Origin of the sequence: Pseudomonas sp. URIL14HWK12:I12 (assembly GCF_003097135.1) — a bacterium.
In the GTDB taxonomy this organism is placed as follows: domain Bacteria; phylum Pseudomonadota; class Gammaproteobacteria; order Pseudomonadales; family Pseudomonadaceae; genus Aquipseudomonas.
Genome location: NZ_QEQL01000002.1, coordinates 551,080 through 572,283 on the forward strand (window position 1 = coordinate 551,080; position 21,204 = coordinate 572,283).

General features: G+C 58.7%; 5 protein-coding genes. 4 read left to right on the plus strand and 1 reads right to left on the minus strand.

Annotated elements, in window-relative coordinates:
• Positions 1-47 precede the first annotated feature (47 nt).
• Positions 48-5,084 (minus strand): RHS repeat domain-containing protein, encoded by a 5,037-nt coding sequence (locus tag F474_RS09585; RefSeq protein ID WP_097085377.1) that lies wholly within the window; start codon positions 5,082-5,084, stop codon positions 48-50.
• Between the two features lie 587 nt (positions 5,085-5,671).
• Between F474_RS09585 and F474_RS22640 the strand changes: the two genes are divergently transcribed.
• From F474_RS22640 to F474_RS09605, 4 genes are read left to right on the plus strand one after another with little or no spacing between them, the layout of a single operon-like run.
• The gene (locus F474_RS22640) at positions 5,672-7,114 is read left to right on the plus strand and encodes a hypothetical protein (protein ID WP_165830290.1); all 1,443 of its coding nucleotides are present in this window, start codon (positions 5,672-5,674) and stop codon (positions 7,112-7,114) included.
• Between the two features lie 18 nt (positions 7,115-7,132).
• Positions 7,133-14,248 (plus strand): RHS repeat protein, encoded by a 7,116-nt coding sequence (locus F474_RS09595; protein ID WP_116562235.1) that lies wholly within the window; start codon positions 7,133-7,135, stop codon positions 14,246-14,248.
• 21 nt (positions 14,249-14,269) lie between these two features.
• Positions 14,270-16,711 (plus strand): hypothetical protein, encoded by a 2,442-nt coding sequence (locus tag F474_RS22645; protein ID WP_165830291.1) that lies wholly within the window; start codon positions 14,270-14,272, stop codon positions 16,709-16,711.
• Positions 16,701-21,146: a hypothetical protein gene (locus tag F474_RS09605; protein ID WP_097085373.1), complete on the plus strand. Its 4,446-nt coding sequence runs from the start codon at positions 16,701-16,703 to the stop codon at positions 21,144-21,146. The genes F474_RS22645 and F474_RS09605 overlap by 11 nt, the downstream gene beginning before the upstream one ends.
• Positions 21,147-21,204 lie beyond the last annotated feature (58 nt).

The following is a 21,204-nucleotide window of genomic DNA, read 5'->3' on the forward strand; positions in this document are numbered from 1 at the left end:
GAGATTGTGCCCGGCTGGCGATACCGTTTCCTTGATGAGTTCTCAAGTCATAGCAGAGTTAAATCCTTAAAATACTTAGACTTTGTGTTGTTGTGGCGATCATAGGAGAAGAGTTCGACCTTTGCTGCCGGTGCGTTCGAGGCCGGTGCTGTCGATGCTCTGGATGAGCTGGCTATCGGTTCACGGACGCTACTGTTGGGACTGGGGACTGCTGTAGCGAGTGGGCTGGGTATCGACGAAGTGGAGGTTGCGGCATGCCTTACACTCTTTACACTTTGCTTGGGGGTAAACAAGCCTATATTCGACTCATCCACGAGGCTGTTAGACCTGGTCAGGATACCCGGACCTCGAATGCCAGAATCGGTACCCGATAGTGCCGATGCGATCAATGTAGGCTCCGCCGCGGCGCTAGCCGTTGCCGACTGCGCCAAGTTGCTGGCGGCAGGTACCGACTGCGCCAACTTGCTTGCCGCCCCAGCAATTACCGACTTCGCCAAGCTGCGCGCCGCCCGAGCAAATATCCCCGTGCCGATGGCGAGGTACGTGGCTACCTCGTTGTCCTCATCAGCGATGCTCCAGACCGCCGTGCCCAGAGCAGCCGTCGACACGGCGAGCGAGGTGAGTGCCGCGATCACGGCGGCTGTCCCGGCACCTGGCAGTGCAACGGCAGTGGCTACCAAGCCGATGCCTTTGAGCACCATCATCAAATCCAAGGCTGCAAACCCGATCCCAATCATCTTGAACACCCCCCCCAGTATGCCACCCCCCCCCTGGCTTTGTTCGGGCTGCTCCAACGGTGGCACGTAGAACGGGAGGTTGGTCGCGTTCCATTGCGGCGTGCGCCCGGTTGGGTCGCGCAGCATCACCGGGTTACCTTGGCAATAAGCATAGGGGTTCAGGCCGGCACCGTCGAAGTAGGTGGAGGCATCGGGAGCGATGAAGCGCCCCAGTGCTGGATCGAAGAACCTCTCGCCGCGGCCTAGCGGGTACAGTTCCAGGTCTTTGGTTTCGCTTTTGAAGGCCATCTCGCTGGAAAATTCAGTGTCGAATCTCGCATTGCCGTAGGCATCGTAAATAGCGCTGCACAGGCGCCGCTCCTGGGTATCCCATTGCCCTACTACACTCCCATCGAAATCGCAGAGCAAGGCACTGGAGCCGCTGTCCGACAACACTGCCAACGGCATACCCGCGGTGCAAAGATAGCGCTGCACCCGATTGCCCTGGACGTGATGTGTCATGGCGTAGTTTTCGTAGAAGCGTTCCTTGTCGCCGCTCACGCACAAGGTGCCCAGGGTGTCGTAACCATAGCGATGCGGGGCGCAACCTGACGGGGTCATGGCTTCTGGCCGGCCCATAATGTCGTAGTTGATGGTTCTGGCCTGTCCTCCTGTCTGCTTGGTCAGGTTACCGTTGCCATCGTATTCAAACGTTTCTTCTCCTGCGGGAAGACCGTTGCGCAAATGCGTAAGTTTGCTCAGCTGGCAAGGATCCTGGGGCGCAAACTCGGCCTGGGTTTCGCGGGTACTGCCGTCGGCGTAGACCACGAATTCGCCAGTTATGTTGTCCAATGTGTCGAGCATATAGATCTGGTTCACCACCGGTTTGCCGAACCGGTCGAATGGGCACTGATCCGGATCGGGTGGTGAGCCCTGCGGCCCTTCGCAGCTATACGCTTCTACGCGGTCACGCATATCGTAGCTGTAGCGCTCTGTTATCTGTGCCTCGCCATCTGCATTCAGGCGCTTGCGCCACGCCAGGTTGCCATTGCCGTTCCAGCCAAAGGCCAGATGCTCGAGCAGCTCGAGAGTATCGGCGGCGATCATCTTGCGCGTCGATTCTCTGCCAAGGTTGTCGTATTCAATACATGTCCTGACGCCAGCGGCCGTGCAAGTGGCTACCCGGCCCCAACGGTCGTACGACAGCACCGCCTGCTCCGCGCCGTCATCCAGGGTCTCATGGATCACCCGGCCTACGGGGTCATAACCCAGCGTACGGGTGCCCGCCTGGCTATCGGTTCGTTTGATCCGGCGCTGGCCGGGGCTGTAGTCGAACCGGGTACTGGCATCGCCCGTGGCATGGCTACGGGTTTCGCAAATGACCTCGCCGGTGAGGCCGTATTCGTAACGGCAACCAATGCTCGCCTCCTGCGCCAGGGCGCTGCTCGAGCGGGCGCTGAGCAGCCTGGCGGTGACTGGGTCGTATCCCAGTGCTATCTGTGCTCCGAGCGTACGTTGCCCATCCGCATCTGCGCGGCTGTGCACCACTACCTCCTGCGGGGCGTCAGTGAGCGATGGTCGGTAAGTGTATTGCCGCAGCGTGCCGTCCGGTCGTTGGTGGGAGATGGGGGAGCGCAGGCCTTTGTCATAGGACCACCAATGCGTGCGGCCACCTTGCGTCAGCGACAGCTCTCGCCCTAGCCCATCGAACTGGCGGCTAACGATAGTGGCAAGGCTCCAGGCGTCGGCGCCGGCCTTGACTTCGATCATCCACGGTTCGTGGGTGAAGGCGGCGTATTGGTGCTCAACGATGTCGTTGTTCGGCAGGCGCGTCTGGATGAGGCGGTGCCAGCCATCATATTCAAACGTGGTGGGTGCCGGCTGGCTCATTCTGCCCTCGACCCGGAACGTGTCGGCCTGCTCGATACAATTGCCCCATCTGTCATAGGCGTACTGAATACGTTGCTCGAGGGTGTTTTCGTCAAGCCAGGTTTCGACACGCTCAGGCTTGCCGAAGCGGTTGGTCCATTGGCATTGCCTGCCCGAGGCCTGCCGGTTGCCATTTTGATCAGGCGCGCTTTCCCTCCAGCTTTCTATCCTTTTACCCTGATTGCCTCGCGGATAGATATCGTCATCGGGGCGTGCGCCGAGAGGGTCTGTCATGGCGACTTCTCGGGTGCCGTCAGGCATCGTCGTCGCGCAAGGGTTGCCCCAATCATCGAAGGTGTAGCGTGTCGTCAGTGCCAGCGGCTGCCCTGAAACGATGTCGAATTCGGTCTCCTCGATCAGCCTGCCGAAACCGTCATAGTGACATTCCCAGCGCTTGCTCTGTGCTTGGCCGTTCACCTGGTACCGCTCGCGTTCCCGGCCCAGGCCGTCGAATACGGTGCGTTGAGCGGCGCCATTCGGGGCGATGGTAAAGGTTTCGGGCCAGCCCGATTCCCCTTTGAGCGAGTATCGCGCCGAACGCACAGCGGGATACTGGGCATCGACCACCTGCGTAGTGAGTGGGCGGCCGGCAGCATCCCATGTCATGTCGACGGTCACATCGCTGGCATCGGTTGCACTGGCGATCAACCCAGTGAGCAGTGATTGGGTACGTTCGATATGCTCAATCGCCTCACTGGCACCGGGCGCGTAGGCCTTGTGGTCCACGGCGGTCTTGAGCAGCCGGCCCTGCACGATCGTATAAGTGAAGGTTTCCAGCGAAGTGTCGACGGGTGCAGCGCCGGTGGACGCCTGATAAGTAATCCTGCGCTGTTTCAATCGGCTGAAGCTCACCCGGTCATTGGGGTCCTGGTGGTAGCTGTGGTTCATCACCATTTTCGACTGCTCGGTGCCTTGGCTTACCTCGATCACCTGTTGGGTATTGACTATCAGATAGTTGGCCGCCTGGCCCATAAGCTCGCCTGGCGTGCGGGCCCGCCCTGCCGAATCCCGGGCCAGTGAGCCGTAGCGCCAAGTGGTGACTTTCACACTCCCGCCAGCCTCCTCGCTCGCTGGCTTTTCGGTCTGGCTGCGCAAACGAAGGCGAAAGCCCCAGGGGTCTTCAGGGCAGGCTTCACCCGCATCGTCCTGTTCACCTTCGGCAGGGTAATAAACATAGGTGGTTTCGCGCCCGTCCACGGCCAAGTGGCGCCTGAGCAGGCCATCCAGGTCATATTCGGTAACCTCCACTTCCGTTCGGGTTCGAGCATCGTCGTCACGAGACCATAAGCTAGTGACCTGGCGGGTCTGCTGGAAGTTGGCCGGCAGATCATCGTACGCAGTGCCTTGATCGTAGTGATAGTCGTACGTGCGCCTGATGTGATTAGGGCCCTGGCCAATGAGCTCCTCGATCAATAGGTGGAAGCTGTTGTAGGTCCGTTGGGTGGTGCGCACCTCAGCCAGGCCGTTTTCCTGGGTCTGCGTGACTGAATATCGATACTGCGGGTTGGCTCGATACAGGTTGTCGTCCCCGTCGGCGTACCAGTCTTGAAGGCCACCGAAGCCCAGAAAGTTGTGGTTGTCACTGCCATAGCTATAGCGGCTGACCAACGAGGGTTGGCCTGCCCCCGGGCTGAGCTCGTGGCGGGTGACCCTGGGCATTGGTAAACGGCGATTGCCGGGAAAGGCATGCGTACCGTCGTATTCGATGTATTCCAGCGCCCCTTGTGGATGAGCGATCTGTGACAAGCTGGCGTAGTCATTGAGGAAGTTATAGCGAAACGACCAGGCGCCCCCGATATCAGGGGGCAAGGTGATCCGCTCAACCCGCCCCGATGCCAGGGAAACTACGAACTCCCCGGTGTGAGTATGCAACCGCAGTGTGGTATCACCGGTTTTTTCAACACGCAGGTGTACTACCCCCTGCTCATCTTGCACGCTGGCCAGGCGCGGGCGCTGAGCGTCCTCGCCGTAGTTCAGGCTCAGGTATCGGCCATTGGCGCTTTCGAGCTTGACTGGCATCAGATAGCGCGTTGCGCCGGGCCGGGCGAGGTGTTCGATAAGCCCGGAGGTATGCACCAGCCGAGCGGTGGAGGCACTGTCGCGCATTAGCCTGAAATGCCTGAGTTTGCGCTCACGGATGTTCGGCTCACCCAAATCGCTTGAAACGCGATAGCGCTCACCACTGGCCAAGGCCAGGACTGGATTGCCCTCCAGGCTCAGATGGCTCAGGTTGAACGACCATCCCTCTCCCAGCCCCCAATTATCCCCGGCCAAGGGGTTGTAGGTCAGTGCAAGCAGAAGCTTTGGGCCCTGCAGGTAACCGCTGAGGATCTCGGAGAGCTCAAGCGAGAAGGTGTACAGCCCGGTGCGGGTATCTACACCGCCTCCGGCGAAAGATGGAAAGTTTTGAGCATTGGTATGGACGTCTGGCTGAGCCATGGTTGAGCGCTCCTCGCATGCCTGTCATTGGCGGATACGGCAGCAGTCAAGCACACCCCTCAGGCCTCGGCAGCTGGCAGACTTTGCAGGTTGCTTAGTTTTTCGGGCGGGCCCAGGCGGCACATTTATTTTCGTGAAAACTCATACTTCTGCTAGCTCCCAGAACACAGGCGCTCACCCACGATAGCCCTATCGAATGTGTTTGCCGGCGGCCATCGATGCCCCGCATCACTGGCCTAGAAGGGAGAGCGGGCATGTCAATCAAGCGAGCCGATCTATTGCCGCCGGCGATCAATGGTTTAGTACATGGCAGGTTGGATGAAGAACTTCATGTGCAAGCAGGGTATGTACCTGTCACTATTCACAACCCTGATTTCATATTAGGCGATCACGTCGAGTTTTTCTGGCGGGGGGTTGATGTCAATCAAAAGCCCGATAACTTCCTCTTTCAAATTTATCTAAGTTCCGGCACACCTGATTACGACGCCAATACTCAGACCCTGTACATCAGGGTGCCGATCGCGCATGTGAAAGCGGCCGGGCGAGGCGGGCGTGTACTGTGCAGCTGGCAATTGACGAGCGCGGGCTTGATCACCGTGGCACCACGCCAGGCGTTCACGGTCGGTTTGCCGCTCCCTACGGTCCAGGTGTCGTACAGCAGTAACCTGCAGATTGGCATGAGTGAGTTCACGGGCGACTTGCCAGTGCTGGGTTGGCCCTGGCCTGCCATGCGGGTCGGGGACCGCGCCACGCTGACGGTGTTGCCCGAAGATGGCAGTGCCGGTTTAAGCCTGCCGCAACAGATAGGCAGCCCGGCCCAACTGGGCGAGCCAGTGAAATGGAGGGTGCCGCGCTCGCGGCTTCTGGCCTGGCAACTGCAGCGCAAAGTTATCGTGATGCAGCTCAACGTACAGGCTGTAGACGGCACTGCGTTTGCCTATGCGCGGCAACGCTTCGAGCTCGAACCGAGCAGTGGGCCGCGTGCAGGTGCGGCCCGCCTGCCAGCAGGGGCGGGCGCTGCGCTTGACCCCGGTGCTTACCCTGATGGCCTGGAACTGCTGCTGCCCGAGGGGTTGCCGACCCAAGCTGGCGACCTGCTGTCTCTGGTGTGGACCGCTTCGGGTGAAGAGCCGGTTGTTTTCAAGCAGGTCGCCGACTGGAGCACTTTGCATACCGGCTATGTCAGGTTTGTCGTCCCTTACGCCACACTGCTTGCCCACGACCGTCGCGATATCGTGATCGACTGGCAGCTCGATGGCGTTACCAGCAACCTTGCGGGCCAGCGGCTGCTCTTGGCAGTTCGTTCCAAGTGGGTGCTGACCGCGCCTACGGTGGTAGGCATGACGGGTGAAGGCCAGGGTAGCCAACCTGGGGATATCCTGGGTTCGATCGGTGCCGAAGCCGTACGCTTCACAGGGCTACGTGTACGAGTGCCCGCGTTTAACGTCGGGCCTGGCGACGTCATCGAAGTACACATGGAGGGTGATAGCGCCGGCGGTCGCTATTCGACCTCGGTACCTGAAGCTGGCACGCGTGACTACATCATCCCACCCCCCTATGTGGCGCCAAACATGGGCGGTGAAATCAAGCGTTTCCCGATTTATTACACCGTTACCTCTCCAGGCGCCGGTCGCGTCCAGTCGCCGATGCTGCAACTGCGGGTCGCGACGCTGCCCCAGACATACATGCCAGTGCCGCAGTGCCCACAAGCCCAAGGCGGGGTGACCCTCTCGCTCAGTGAGTTGAGTAGCCGCTTCGACGGTAAGGCAGACATCCAGGTGAGCGCTTGGCCCTATTACCAACCCGGCCAACGCCTGAGGTTGCTAGCCACAGGAGTACGTGGCGGCCAAGCCGCTGAGCATGTGCTTTTTGACGGCCCGGTTGGTAGCTCCGAGATTGTTGAGGCCCTGCCGGTTAGCTTCCTGGAGACATTAACCCTAAGCGCTGGCGTGGATATCAGGGCCTCAGTGGCCTTCGATATGCGCAATTTCATGCTCACGCGTATCGCCCATTTGGACCTTAAACCTTAATCGAAGGATTGACGTGCCATGACCAGAGATCAGTTGCTACTTGAGTTGAAGAAAGGTAACGCCACCTGGGGTTGGGGGGCGATGATGGCCGCGAGCGTCGAGGCGCTTAATGAGCAGGTTCGGGCGAGGTGGTCGCATGCGTTGAGTTACGGCCTGCAACTGGTGCCTTTCACCGGCCGGATCAACTTGCTACAAAGCGGCACGGAGTTCGTCGAGGCCTCCGAGCTAACGCTCGGCGCACCGCGTATCAGCCTGTCGGGTGTGAGCCTGGGCCGCCCACAGGTCAAAGTCAGCCTGGCCTTCGAGGCGGGCTCGCTGGTGTTCAAGCACGCCCCAGGCACCTCTTCAGGCCAACTGTTGGCCACTCAGACGTTAAACCAGCTCAGCCCGTATCGATTTGAAGCACTGGTTGGCCTCCGAACCGAGGGGGATGCCTTCGCCAATAAACTTCACGTCTTTCTCGACTTTTCAGTCATGTCGGCGGCCCGTTGCGACCTTTGGGAATATGCAGATGGCGCTCAGCGCATCGCCGATGCGCTGGCCGTTCACATCCAGGCGAGCCCGTTGTCCAATACCCAGTTGCCGTTGTTTAGCGTCAGCCTTGATCGTCGCCATTTTCTCAGCCCCAGTAGCGTGACTGCCTTTGCGTGCCCGGATCCTGACGACCCTGACAACGAAGAGAAGGGCGCGGTGATCGCGGTAATGCGATTGAACGCAGATGATCCTGAAGGCTCGCTACCTGAGATAGGTGATCAGCACTCATTCCTACTGCCCTTGGCCGATGACCGCGACAGCAACGGGTTTTTGATGTACCCCTGTACCTTCCTGGTGGCCCAGCCGTGGGTGCCCTACCTGGACCAGGACCAGACTTTGCCGGCCTGTGTCAGGCAAACCTCATTTGCCGAAGCCCCCCCTTGGACCCTAATTGCCCGTGATACACCCGCCGATGCCGCCTACTGGCTTGCCCTGGGCACTCCAACAGCTTTGCTTGGCGTGTATCCCAACGATCCGTCTCTGATTGCGGCAAACGGAGCGAGCCTGGCATTCCAGGCAATACTGCCTGACGAGCGTTCGTTGGTCGGGGTCAGTTGGTCGGTATCTTCGCGCGTGGCAGGCCAGGACCCTGGCGAGATCACGCAGGCCGGCGTTTACACGCCCCCGGGCCAGTTGATCAACGAGCTCGTGCAGGTTCTGATCACCGCTCATGCCTCCGACGATGGCAGGCAGTTGGTGGGCTCTACGACACTGACGCTGACGCGTTCAAGTGTTAGCCAGGCCGAGCCGCTAAGGGTTGTCAAGCTGTGGTCCGACCACCTGGAGCGCACGTTGAGCGCCTTCAGTGCAAGCACCGGTCCGCTGCAGTGGGCGTTGGAAGCGCCCGAGATGTTTAACGACCGTATTACCGGCAATGATCGCCAGGCCCGGTATCAACCACCTACAGAAGTGGGCAAAGCCGGCGTTGCCTTGCGTTGGGCCCAGGCAACCAACGCCGGTGGTACAAGCCGAGCAGGGTTGATCGTGGTCGAGCATGAGCAGCCGCTGATGGTGGAGCCGGCATTTGTAGATTATCTAGCGCCTGGTGCGAAGATTGCGTTCCGCGCCCAGATGAGCCGCGACGGGGCCTTTTTACGCAGCGATGGGCAAACGCCGGTTGCACGCACCTCCAGCCTGACGTGGTCGGTGATCGGCGAGGGCAGCATCGATGCAGACGGCGTCTACACGGCGCCCGAGAACCCTATCTACGGTACCAGCATCATCCACTTGGATGTGATGGGTATCGTCAGTGGGTATGCGGTGGTGCGGACCCTGCCCATGGGGTTGCAAGCAACTCGCCGGAACACCCCACTCGTACTGTCAGCGTTCTCACTGGACATTATGCAGGGCATGCTCCCCCGTGCATACGCCAATGGGGGGCAGCAGATCGAGGTCGCGGTCAGCATCATGACCGCTGCCTACACCGACCCAATCACCGGGGAGGACGTGCATGAGCCCATCGGGTTGCATGAGATCGCAACCCTCACCCTGTTCGACAAGACGACTGGCCAAGAGCTGCCTTTTCTCGAGCCTTGGGAGGAAGGTGGTGAACCTGGAACCTGGCGTGTTTCGGGCCAGGCCAACCAATTCGCACCGATGGTCAGCAGCCGTGCCACCGCGCAATCGGCAGAGCCCAAGGCGGTAGGCGATGCGCAGCGTACTCGCGTCAAGCGCCTCTGGGTACATCCGGGCAGTGCCAGGGTGCTCACACTGTGTGCACGCTTCACCGCTGAAGGCCGCGAGTGGGACTCCAATGAAGCATCCTATACGGGCAATACTGAAATTCAGCTACAAGGGTTGAGGGTGGGCCCTTGGTCACGCAGGGACTACCTGTTCGCCGACCGCTACGATCCCAATGAGACCCGATTGCCGATACCCAGGCTCTGGACCGGGACTGTCTTCAATGACGATCAAGGTAACCCCGACTACTACTCGATGGCTGAAGATACCACCACGGTGTACAACCTGGCGCTGACCAATGGTGAGCGTTTCTACAGTTATAGCGTGGTCAATGATGCCCCTGGCATCGGCTCGCCTGCGTTGAACATGGGCCGTTGGGAAAGTGATTACCTCGGCGAGGAGATGTTCAGTTACACCGCACTCGCATTCGACGATGGCGACGGCAACCATGGCTCGCTCGACCCCGATGCACTTGGCCTTGGCGCGCCGCTGCTCAATGTCGATGGCCTGTTGCGTGATGTAGCTCCTACGCGACCAGTGGCAGGCCCTTCGCCCTATGTGCCAGCCTCCGTGCCAGTGTTCACCCACTTGGTGGCATCTCAACGGCCGGCATCGGGTACGCTGCAGATCGCTTTGGAGCGCCGCGGAGGCATGCGCCTGCCTGACACCCAGCCTGCAGACTTCCAGGCGTGGCGGGCCGCCCTCGAAACCCCGGTGCGGCTGCGCTTGCGTGACCGAGTCGGGTCGCTGCATGACGTCAGCGTGAGCTTCGGGCTTTCCAGCAATCAATCGTCGGGCCGCAATGACCTGACGCTAACAGCGCCGGCAGTGGCTACCTCAAGCCTGGCGCCGGCAGCTTCCCTTCATTCCAATGCATTCAATTTTCTGAGTTTCATGCAGGGCGGGGTAGACCCTCGAACGGGGCAGTACACCGCGCAGATTGCGCTTCCGGAGGTCAAAGCCAACCAATTGGCAGGCCCGATGTTGCCTCTGCAGCTCGGCTTCGACCCGATGAACCGGTTGGACAGCGGCTTTGGGCAGGGTTGGTCATTGAACCTGAGCTACGTCGACACCCAAGGCAAAGGTACGCTCAAGCTGCGCACGGGGGAAAGCTATGTCATCGACAGCTTCGATCCCGCTACCGGCGAATACCTAATGAGCGAACGCAAGCTCCCTACCTGCAAGCTGTTCCAAGGCGACGCTCAGGGGCGGTACCTGCTGGTATTCCCGGACGGCACCCGTGAGCACCTTCGTATACCCGCTGGCGGGCAGCTCGCCCTTCCGGTGAGGATCGATGTACCCACCGGCCACGCTGTCGTGCTCGAGTATGTGCCCTACGCCGACCAAGCACGCCTGTCACGTATTGCCAACCTTGAAGGCGACAGCTTGCTGATCATCACCGGGCCGGTGGGCAATACCCTGTCGATCACTTACAGCAACCATCAAGGGGAGCCGGCAACGGTATTCGAGCTGGGCCTGGCCCGGAGGGGCATCGCGGGTACCTGGCGGCTGGAGTCAGTGGTACTCCCCACTGAGGAAAAGGCCCGATGGGCGTTCACCTACGCTGAGACCAACCCGGCGTACCCCTGCCTCACCCAAGTCGTCACGCCGCTGGGTGCAGTAGAAACCATAAGCTATGACTTCACGGGCCTGAAGCTGCCAGGCAATACCCAGCCGGCTGCCCCCAGGGTCATTTCTCACCGGCTCAGCCCAGGGCGCGGACAGCCCGATACCCTGGTGCAGTATCGGTATTCCGACAGCAACTTCCTGGGCTATCCCGACGTCAGCCAATGGTTGCCAGACGTAGATAACCTGTACAACGCCAATGGTGGGTTCACCTACTCCAGCGATGCCAGCTACATCGTGGGCGGGGTCACTGCGCGGCTCATCACACGCACCTACAACAAGCTGCATCTGCTCGCCGAAGAGGTCACAACGCAGTGGGCGGTGCCTTCCGGGGAAACCGAGCGCCGTGCCCATGTGCGGGCAACCCATACCGAATACTATTTCGAGCCGGATAAGAGTTTCGACGATCAGCCCGAGCAGTGCCAGTTGCCGCACATCGTCACCCGCAGCTGGGCCATTGCCGATACCCCGTATTATCGTGCCGAGCAACATACGACCAAATACGACGTGCACGGCAACCTTGAGTGCGAGGTTAAGCCCAATGGCATAACCACACACTGGACCTTCTACGAGGGTGATCGCGATAACGACGGTTGCCCGAGGCAGCCCTACGGGTTTACCTGCCATGAAGAGAGCAGGACGGTATACCCCAGTGCCCTCGGGGAGTCAGGTGCGCCTCAGCTGACGACTACCACCCGCTACGTTCAATTGCCAGACCGCTTAGGCAGCGGCCGACTTGGGCAGATCGTCCCAGAGACGGAAACCGTCGAACAGGCAGGCAGCGGCCCGCGCGTTTACAACGCCCAGTCGCGGCGTTCGATGGCATTGGCCAACACCGTCAGTGAAACGCGTTTCAGCTACTTTCAGGACCCACTCGACCCGCTAACCTTCGGCCGGGTCTGCACCCAGGTCACCACGTTGCATGCAGACGTTGATACCGCTACCACCCTGACAATGGCTTACGCGCTGACGGGGCAGGGCGACGTGCTTAGCACCACTACCACTGCCACCGGCTTCGACGGCTCGCGCCGCGTGCAGATATCGGAACAGTCGACCCTGACCGGGCTGATGCTTTTGGAGCAGCACAAAGAAAGCCAGGGGCATGATGTAAACATCCGCCGTCATTACGACGCTCTACAGCGTGTGGTGACTGAGATCATCGCCCCGGGCACCGAGCATGAAGCCACCACCCATTATGAATATCGGCTCGCCCCCCAACTGAACGGCGCTGCCGAACAGACGCTGGTCGATGTCAAGGGCGTACGCATGCGTACCGAAGTCGATGGCCTGGGCCGCGCGATAAGCGAGTGGCGCCGGGAACCGGGGTTGGAGGCAGGGACTGAGACCGTGCACCAAGTGCAGGCACTTCCCGAACTTCAGACCTACAGCGCCGCATACGACGAGCTTGGGCAACTGGTCAGTGCCGCCGAGGGGGATGATTTCGGCCCTGCTCGTAGCCAGGTGTTGATGCCCGAATTCTACTCCTATGGGCCTTGGGGAGAGCGGTACGCCACGCTTGGGGCCAACGGAGTATGGAGCTACGAAGAAACCGACCCGATTGGCGACCCTGCCCGGAACATCGTCAGCGTCACTCGCCAATGGCAGGCCAGCGGCGATGGGAGCCACCGCAGCGCAGTACAAGAAACGTGCTTGAACGCATTTGAACAGCCGGTGCGCACCAGCCGATACGGCATTGATGATGAGTCTGAATCGTCGGTTTATCGTTACTTCTACGATGGCCTGGGCAGAAAGGTTCGCGAGATCGACCCCGAGGGCCGCCCCACCGGCTACGGCTACGACGTATTCGACCGGAACGTCCTTACCATGTTGCCGGATGACGCCCAGGTCCTGCGTACTTACGCCGCGCACTCCAGCGACGATCTGCCCATCTCCATCGTGTTGGTCACGCCGATGGGCGATGAACAGTTGTTGGGTACACAAACCTTCGACGGCGTCGGCCGAATGATCGAAGCGGTAACAGGGGGCCGGCCACGAAGCTTCGCATATCGAGGGGATGAGCGCCGGCCAGACACGGTCACTACGCCCAAAGGGAATCTCCTTCGCTATGAATACCAACCACGGTTAGGAGAACAGCCGATCCGTCGCTGGGTGGGTACCGACGGCCGCGCCGAGGAGGGTGAACAAGAGTTCTACGAATACGACCCACAGGACGCCCGCCTTCTAGCGTGTAGACGTGGCGCCACCCTGTTGATGGAGCGGCAGTGGTACACCAACGGCAGCCTGCGCAGCGAAGCGCGGCTCCACGATCAGCAATGGCTGAGCATGGGGTATGACTACAGCGTTCAACAGCGTCTGCTTGAATACACCGATGTGGATGGCCAGACAGAGCGGTTGGCGTACGACCAGCAACATGGCGGCCGCCTGGTGCAGAGCACTATCGGCTCGAGCATGACCTGCACGCTGTCTTACGACGACCTGGGCCGTGTGTGCAAGGTGGCGACCCAGGATCACCATCAAGGCAGTGCGCTGGCCACCCTGATCGAATACGACCCACTGGGGCGCGAAATCAAACGCACGTTCCAGTTCTCCGCGGGCGATGAGGAAACCCTTGAGCAAACCTACGACGAGTTGGATCGCATCGTCACCAAAACACTGGCGAGCGCCGGCGTGCTGCTGCGCCATGAAACGTTCAGCTATGACTCACGCGGGCATCTGGAGGAATACACTTGCCAAGGCCCTGAGTGCCCGCAAGACCCTTACGGCCATACCTTGACGGGCCAAGTGTTCGTGTGCGACTCGCTCGACAACCATGAGCTGGTACTGACCATTTGGACCGACGAGGCGCGGGATTGGGCTTGTAAGGCACGGCGCAGCGGCAGGCTGCGTGACTGGCTGTACAGCCAGCGCCCCCCCCACATCGCAAACGGTATGAACGTTGCGCTGTATCAGTTCGATAATCCTCAAGATCCAGCCCAGTTGACCGGCATCGTCAATGAGGGCGAGGGCTACCCACCGGTGGTGGCATTCAGCTTCGACCCCGATGGCAACCTGCTCAACGATGAGTGGGGCCGTGCCTTCGACTACGACGCCTGGGGGCATATGCGTAGCGTGACGGGCATCGATGGCGAACCCACTGTCCACTACGAATACGACCTGGAGGATGTGATCAGCGCATGCTCGGAAAGCCGAGAGCTGGCGGGTGAGGGGCGATTCTATAGGGACGGTACGTTGCACACCTTGCGGGGGCCCAACGGCACTACGCGGATTGTGAGAGTCGGTGAGCACCTGGTGGCGGAGCAGGGTCAGGCCGCTAATGAGTTGCCGCCTCAGTAAATGCACGCGAGGGTTTATAAAATGAATGCATCGCTGATTCAAAAAAATGCAGACTTGGAGCCAGACCTCAAACAGTGGTTCGACGAAGCAAGTCGAACGTTTGGGTGGGACTTGGTCATGATGTTAGATCGGAAGTCAATCAATCAAATTCTGCTTCAGGATTACATAGCGAGATTTGACGCCCAGTCTTATCTGCCTCCAATGAGCGGCGTACCAGAGTCAGGGGAGGGGGAGCTTACTGAACTGGTTGGGTTACGCTATGACCTGCCGCGGCTCTCTTTTGATGAAGTTGATTTGAGCGACCCCACTGCCACGCTTAGGATGCGGCTGATTGGCGGGGTGCGCTTGCAATGGAACACAAGCGGAGCCGTGCGCAAGCTGAGATCCATATCTTATCTTTCGCCCATCAATACTGATGTATTGGAACAGCCGGTCAATCTTCGAAGTGCGTCGGCGTCTTCTGTCGGAAATCAGATTGTGTTGGACCTTGGTTCAGGCGCCTTTACGGAAAATATACCGAAAGCGCGTTTGCACTGCGGTTTGACGGGTAAAGCGAGGCGGGCGGTGGGTGCATGGACAGCCCATTGGCTCAGTGAGCGCCCACCGGCATTGAAAGAGTACATACTCACTGAACTGAAGGAGACGGAGTTAAGTCTTTTTCGGCCACGGCACATTCGCTTACTGACGCAGGTTCAGAACCCACGCAGTGTACGCGGGGCGGACGATCACGGTGAAGGCGCCGTGCTGGCATTTGTGGCGCTGGAGGGCGGGCAAACCGGTACGCTACCCTCTCGCAGGGATGTTACAAGCGGCAATTGGAAGTACCTGTTGGGCGGGCGTGGCGGCTATTCCTCCTGCTGGATTTTCGACCGGGTGGCCCTCATACGACTTATTATGAGCAATACCTTCTCTGGTGAAATCACAGGGCCAAACTCGACGGTGGCAGCCAGCAACCCAGGAACGTTGATCAAGCGCTCTTATACGGACTACACCGGCATCCAGCACATAGGCGTTTCCTTCAGTACCACTTCATCTCTTCATTTTGATTATAGAGCTGTGAGCCACCAGCCAGGGAGCGCTTGGGACACCCTTTGGGGTAAGTTCAGTGTGCCCTTGTACGAGAAGGATGAATATAACAACGTCTACGGTGTTCTGAGTTGGGCTATTACGGGGATGCTCCAGACCGGGCAGCTTGAGCGCTTCAAGCCCGGCGCGTGGGGCAGCTCAAAGTATGTAGTGATGGATTACAAGAAGCTGGATACCCAGGGGCGCGTGGCGATTGGTTACGACTTCGAGATGTTATTCGCGTGCATGCCGTCAGTGCAAGATGGAGCTGTAGAATTCGGGCCGGTGGCATCTTGGGTGTCTACCAAGACCCCTGAGGTTCCCCCGTCAGAGTTATCGCGCCTGGCACAGAAGGCTGTATTTGATGAAATTAGGGAGGTGATATCGCACTGTTTTTTAGCGGCGGCTGAAAACATCAATACTATCGTAAGGAGGAATGTACTATTTTCAGGTAGCCAAGCGATTACCTTGGATGCGTTCTATCAAAGCCATGACGTGGTGCTGGCGGGGCACCTAGACTACGCGTTCACTATCGATATCCAGGAGGCCCTGATTGATGTAGGCACCCAATTGCAGCTCAGGATAACCGCGCAGAAGCCTGTTGAGTGGCGTGCCAGTTTGATAGAAGGCAGCGCGTCCGATGTTGGCTATGTTGATGAGCAAGGGCTGTATCACTCGGCAGGAGCGATTTCCGGGGCATATGCGAGGGTTCGCATTTCGGCGCGCTCTGGTGACTATGTCACCTATGCCTTGATCACGGTTTCTGCAGCTGCGCTTCAGATTTCACCGGCAGTTCAACTTGTGACGGCAGGTTCGCTGGCCCGGTACTTTATACGGGGGGGGAGCACTGCGGCATGGTCCTGGGACACGGCTGCGCTCAAAGGTCAGTTGGTGGCACCCGTACCCGAGCCTGGTGAGCATTTCGAAGAAGGTGAAATGCAGTATATACCCCCCGGCACAGCAGAAGTGGGCGGGAACTATTTAGTCGATACTGTTCGCATACGCTCGGAAAATAAAACTTCCAGTGCTGACATTTTCGTGTTGAACGGGACTGAGCTGTACACCCTCAAGATCAAACGTTACCTGCCTGATGAAAGTGCCGAACTGAGCGTTTTTGATGCGGCCGGGCGAGAAGTCAACGTGCCTTTGTTCAAGGCTGCGGGTGGCGGAACGCTAAACGGCAATATCGTGTCCAGCGGCGTTGCGCCTGATAAACCTTACATCATCGTTATGGCGTTAACCGACATTCCGTCTATTGGCGTTTTTTACGGCGTTTTACTACTGCCTTTGCCTCTGTCGGTCCTGGATAACACGGCTAGCCGAGCGGCCCTGATGGGGGAACCGCTAAAAATGCCGACTTTTGTTCATACCCCTGGAGGGCGCTCCCATGATCTCTAACAACACGTTTGGTCAATCTGTGGCTTCGAAGCTGGCACGGCGGGAACTGATGGAAAAGCTTGGGGCGTGGCTTCTGGAAACGCAACAGCCTATTCCCGAAGAGTTAACGGAGTGGTTCGACGCAGCGAGTCGCACTTTGGAGTGGGGAGGGTTTACGGCTTTTGATACCGTTACGGTGAACTCCATTCTCGCCCGGGCCTACCTGGCACGCCAGCGAACGGAAAAAAGCCTCCCTCCGCTAAGGGGCTCGGTACAGATATCCAGCGAATTTCGCGCGGATTTATTAGGCTATCGATTTGGAGCACCTCAGCTTTACATCGAGCGCAGTGGGTTTGACCAGCCACGTATGCAACTCAAGATGCCGCTGATTCAGGGGACTTGCCTTCACTACAACGTACAGGGGCAAACGCCACGCGTTACTGCGATCAGCCACGTTTCACCGTTGAACGCTGATCTGCTTGAAGCCGACACAGTATTGGGCACCAGTAAAGCCACAGCCTCGGGCAATCAGCTTTCGCTTAATTTAGGAGCATCGACCAACGGGGTACTTCAGACCCCTGGCCCTTTGGCTACACGTGAAGCGATAGGGGGGTGGTTGGTCGATCAACTGGGGCAGTTCACTGAGGACCAGCGCAACTTAGCACTCCTGAGTGTGCTTGCAACAGGAAGCTCCGACCTGCGCCCGCTTGCACTCGAGGCGATTACCCAGCCCTCGTTGGAAGGCAATGGGCACGGCGCCGTGGTCGGCTTTATTGGTATGGAGGGTGATATGCCTGGCCGCCTTCCTACTGCGCAGGACATTGCGGACGGCTTCTGGACATATCCATTGGGGCGCAGCGGCGAGCAGGGTGTTGCCATTGAGGTGCTAAACGCTGGCTTGGTCGTGGGGAAACTGGCTATTCGGGGACTGAGCGAGCCGTTGTCCGGCGATTACGCGCAGGTGACGCCGGGAATGGCATTTTCCCCGACAGTATTGAAGCGGCCCGGTGGCGGGTGGGTGGCCAGTTATCCAGCGGGGGCATATGCTGATTTCGTGATGCATCGAAGCCTTAGCGCTTCACCTGAAGGCTTTACCGGGTTCACGGTCAATGCACCGCTTTCCTATGCGCCCAGTGCCAGCGGGTATGAGGCTGGCAACTTCACGGTTGTGTACGACCCTGATCAGCATGCCATTCTCGTTCGCTGGCAGCATGTGGATACAGGTGGATGGTGGGTCGAAGTCAGTAACAACAATGACGTCCGTCAATTCCAGCCTGCCGTCACCTTCAACGGTTCCTGGACCTACCAGGTGGCAGTAGAAGATGGTTGCCTCGTTGTTTCTGCCGGCGATTCGAGCTTGGAATGGCAAGTGAGCGAGCAGGATCGGCAAAAACCTTGGTTGATGGGAGTTCTAGCTGCTGCATTCGAGGAAATTAAAAGCATTTACACTGCATGTATTTCAAATTCGCTGGGCCAATTAAGAGATGCACCACTGGATAATATCCGCTTCGGCGAGAACACTGCCCTCAATCCGACCGACGCCCGATTACTGCAGGACTTAGTGATTTATGGCCACGCAGGAGGGCAGGATCCTGCAGACGAATTTCTTATTTCGCCGTTAGAAACCGTTGTACCCGTTGGCGGGCAAATCAGGTTCGATGCCGGTTCGGCAGTCGATGTTAACTGGGGTGTTAACGCACTGGGCGATTATCAGGGCGATATTGGCGAAATCACGCCGGACGGTGTATACACCGCCCCGGGGTTTCTCGGTGGGGCAGACATGCAAATTCGCGTCACCGCCGCTGCCAATGGGAAGACCTCCTATGCGTTGATCACCGTGTTTTCCAGGGCGGTAGCGTTATCACCCGTCGTCCAACTGGCCTATGCCCGGTCAACGAACCGATACTTCATTCGTGCGGGGGGATTGGCGGGGTGGCGGTGGGATACTACCGGTTTGAAAGGGCGGCTCGAAAAGCCCGAAGCAGCAGTGGGCGAGTGGTTCCTGAATAACGAGATGCAATACATTCCACCTGCTGCCGATGCGTTCGACGGTAAGTGGCTGATCGAGGAGATTCCGGTAACGGCCGGAAACGTCACAGCCAAGGGCTACGTTCTTGTGCTCAAAGGCGACGAGCTGGAAGTCCGCGTCAAGTCTTTCGACGGTGGGGGCGGTGCAACACTGGCGGCCTATGCGCCTAACGGTACTGAACTGGACCTGGTCCGTTGGACCAAGCTGGCAGGTGACGGCCGCCTTGAAGGAAGCCGGGTGAGTGGGGAGGGAGACGGCGAGGCTCCGTTTATTGTGGTCGAAGCGGTGGAACTGCAAAGCGGCTTTGAGCTTTCGGGTTATCTGTTATTGCCATTGCCCCTTTCCTTACACATGGCAAGTCAGGCATCTGAGCCATGGCACGTCGCAAAACCCTCGTTGCCGGCAGGCTTGCCGCCTTCCACCCGAGATGACCCTGTTGCCCCGAATGCATCGGTATCGGCGTCCATCGACCCACGGTACTTCGCACAGAACGAAGACGATGCCCCGTTCGAGGATGACACACTGCTTGTCGACCAATGGTCTGCCTCTGGTCTCGATGTGGTGGTGGAGTGGGCTGTCGGTGGCTTTGGTGATGTTCTGATAGAGCTTTACGCCTCCATGGGCGCAACTGAGGAGCTGTGGGGGTATGTCGAACGAAAGCCCGCGGCTGGTAGGACGCAGACGATCGTTGTACCGCCCAGCCTCATGAAACCAGACGGCATCTATCGGGTCTGGGCGAAGGTCACAATAGCCGGAACCGAACCGGCCCTCTCCCCGCCTGTTACGTTGCGTATCGACACGCAGCCGCCCAGTTTGAATCAAGCGCCCCAGAGCCCAGTACCTAAAACGTTCGTGGTCACCCAAGATTACCTGGACAATAACTCAGGCAAGCTCAGCTTGGTGATTCCGTCATATGACGGTTTTTCCCCGGGCGATATCTGCGAACTTTATCTTGAGGAAAGCCCGCTGCCGGCGACCGACATGGCTCCGGCCAAAGTGCCTCTTGATCGTTTCCGCACGAATGATGACGACACCACGTATTTGCTCGACGGGGACAAACTTGTGGCCAATGCCGACGGCCACTGGAATCTGACCTATGTGCTTTATGATAAGGCAGGTAACGCCTCTCCCGAGTCGAGAAGCGCGCGCCTGACCTTTTTGTGGAAGCCATTACCGCAGGGGTTGTTGACCCCTGAGGTTCCGGTAGCCAACCCCAGCGTCGATCTTTTGGTACTGCGGCAGGGCGTGGTGGCTACGTTCGAGCAATACACCAGCTGGCAGCCAGGCGACCAAGCGATTCTGAGCGTAGCCGGGAGGGCGTTGGAACCGGTAACCCTTTCCGACGGTATTGGCGGCTATTTTGCTTCGATCAGTATTCCTGCCAGCTTGTTGGTCGATGTGTGGGCCGATAGCGATACAGCCATGCAGGTGGAAATAAGCTATGTGGTACAGCGGCTGGGCTGGAAATCGGCTAGCTCCCCGATAGGCACTTTCACCCTGGATTTGCGCACTGCGGGGCCGGAAAACCCCAATTTGCCGGACCCGGTCAACCCGCTCTACAACTTGGTAGATGTGCGCGGCCCAAGTGGCTTCGACAATGTGCTCGAAGCGTCGGATGCGGGACAGGATGCAATCGTCTATCTCGATCTTTACAACGACCCTGCAGTAGGAGATGAGTTGGTGTTCTACTGGGCAGGATTGGAGTTCCACCGAGCGATCCTGACAGCGGCAGACATAGCCGCCGGTACACTGACCATTGGGTTGGGCTGGCCGTTGATCAGCCCTTTTGCTGGTGGCAGCGACGTCGAGATTTACTACACCGCACTGCCGTTAGGCCTGTCCGAGGGTAACCTGCAATACTCGGGCACTCAGTTGGTCGATGTGAGCGCCTTGCCATTCGTTGCGCTGAGCTTGAGCTTCCCTGACGCCGAGAACTTCGAATTCGGCGACATAACCTATCGGCGGTTGTTCTGCAGGAGCCGCTATCAGGACCCCACCACGTTCCGGTGGTACGTGCGGGTCGCTGTCCCTGACTTGTCTCAACCACCGTATTCACAACGCCCTGGTGATATTATTTCGCTGTATTGGCAGAGTGCCAATGGTGTTCCAGACTATTCGCTAGTTGTTGATATACCCGAAGAGGATAACGGTGTCTTCACGGAGGATCGTACGCTCACGGAGGAAGACCTCAACGGCTTCGACTGGCTGGTGCCCTATGACCCATACTGCACAGCGATCTTCAACTACCAGCCAGATATTGCTGATGGAATGATCAAAGCGTGGTACAGCGTTGAAAGCGGCGGCCGCCAGTTGAAGTCTGCCCCCACAGACGATGTGATAACGAGTTTTTACACTGCTGGCGGGCCTTGTGACGCAATGGTCCGGGGCATTTCTACTCCAGCCATGTGCCCTAAAGATCCTATTTAGGAGTTTTCTTAGTTACAAGGAACAAGGACGTTCCTATTGTATGCCTCATATATATTTA

Bases quoted from the DNA above. Each gene is read 5' to 3' on its own strand.
- F474_RS09605 (WP_097085373.1), top strand. From the start codon at position 16,701: ATGATCTCTAACAACACGTTTGGTCAATCTGTGGCTTCGAAGCTGGCA.
- F474_RS22645 (WP_165830291.1), top strand. From the start codon at position 14,270: ATGAATGCATCGCTGATTCAAAAAAATGCAGACTTGGAGCCAGACCTC.
- F474_RS09595 (WP_116562235.1), top strand. From the start codon at position 7,133: ATGACCAGAGATCAGTTGCTACTTGAGTTGAAGAAAGGTAACGCCACC.
- F474_RS09585 (WP_097085377.1), bottom strand. From the start codon at position 5,084: ATGGCTCAGCCAGACGTCCATACCAATGCTCAAAACTTTCCATCTTTC.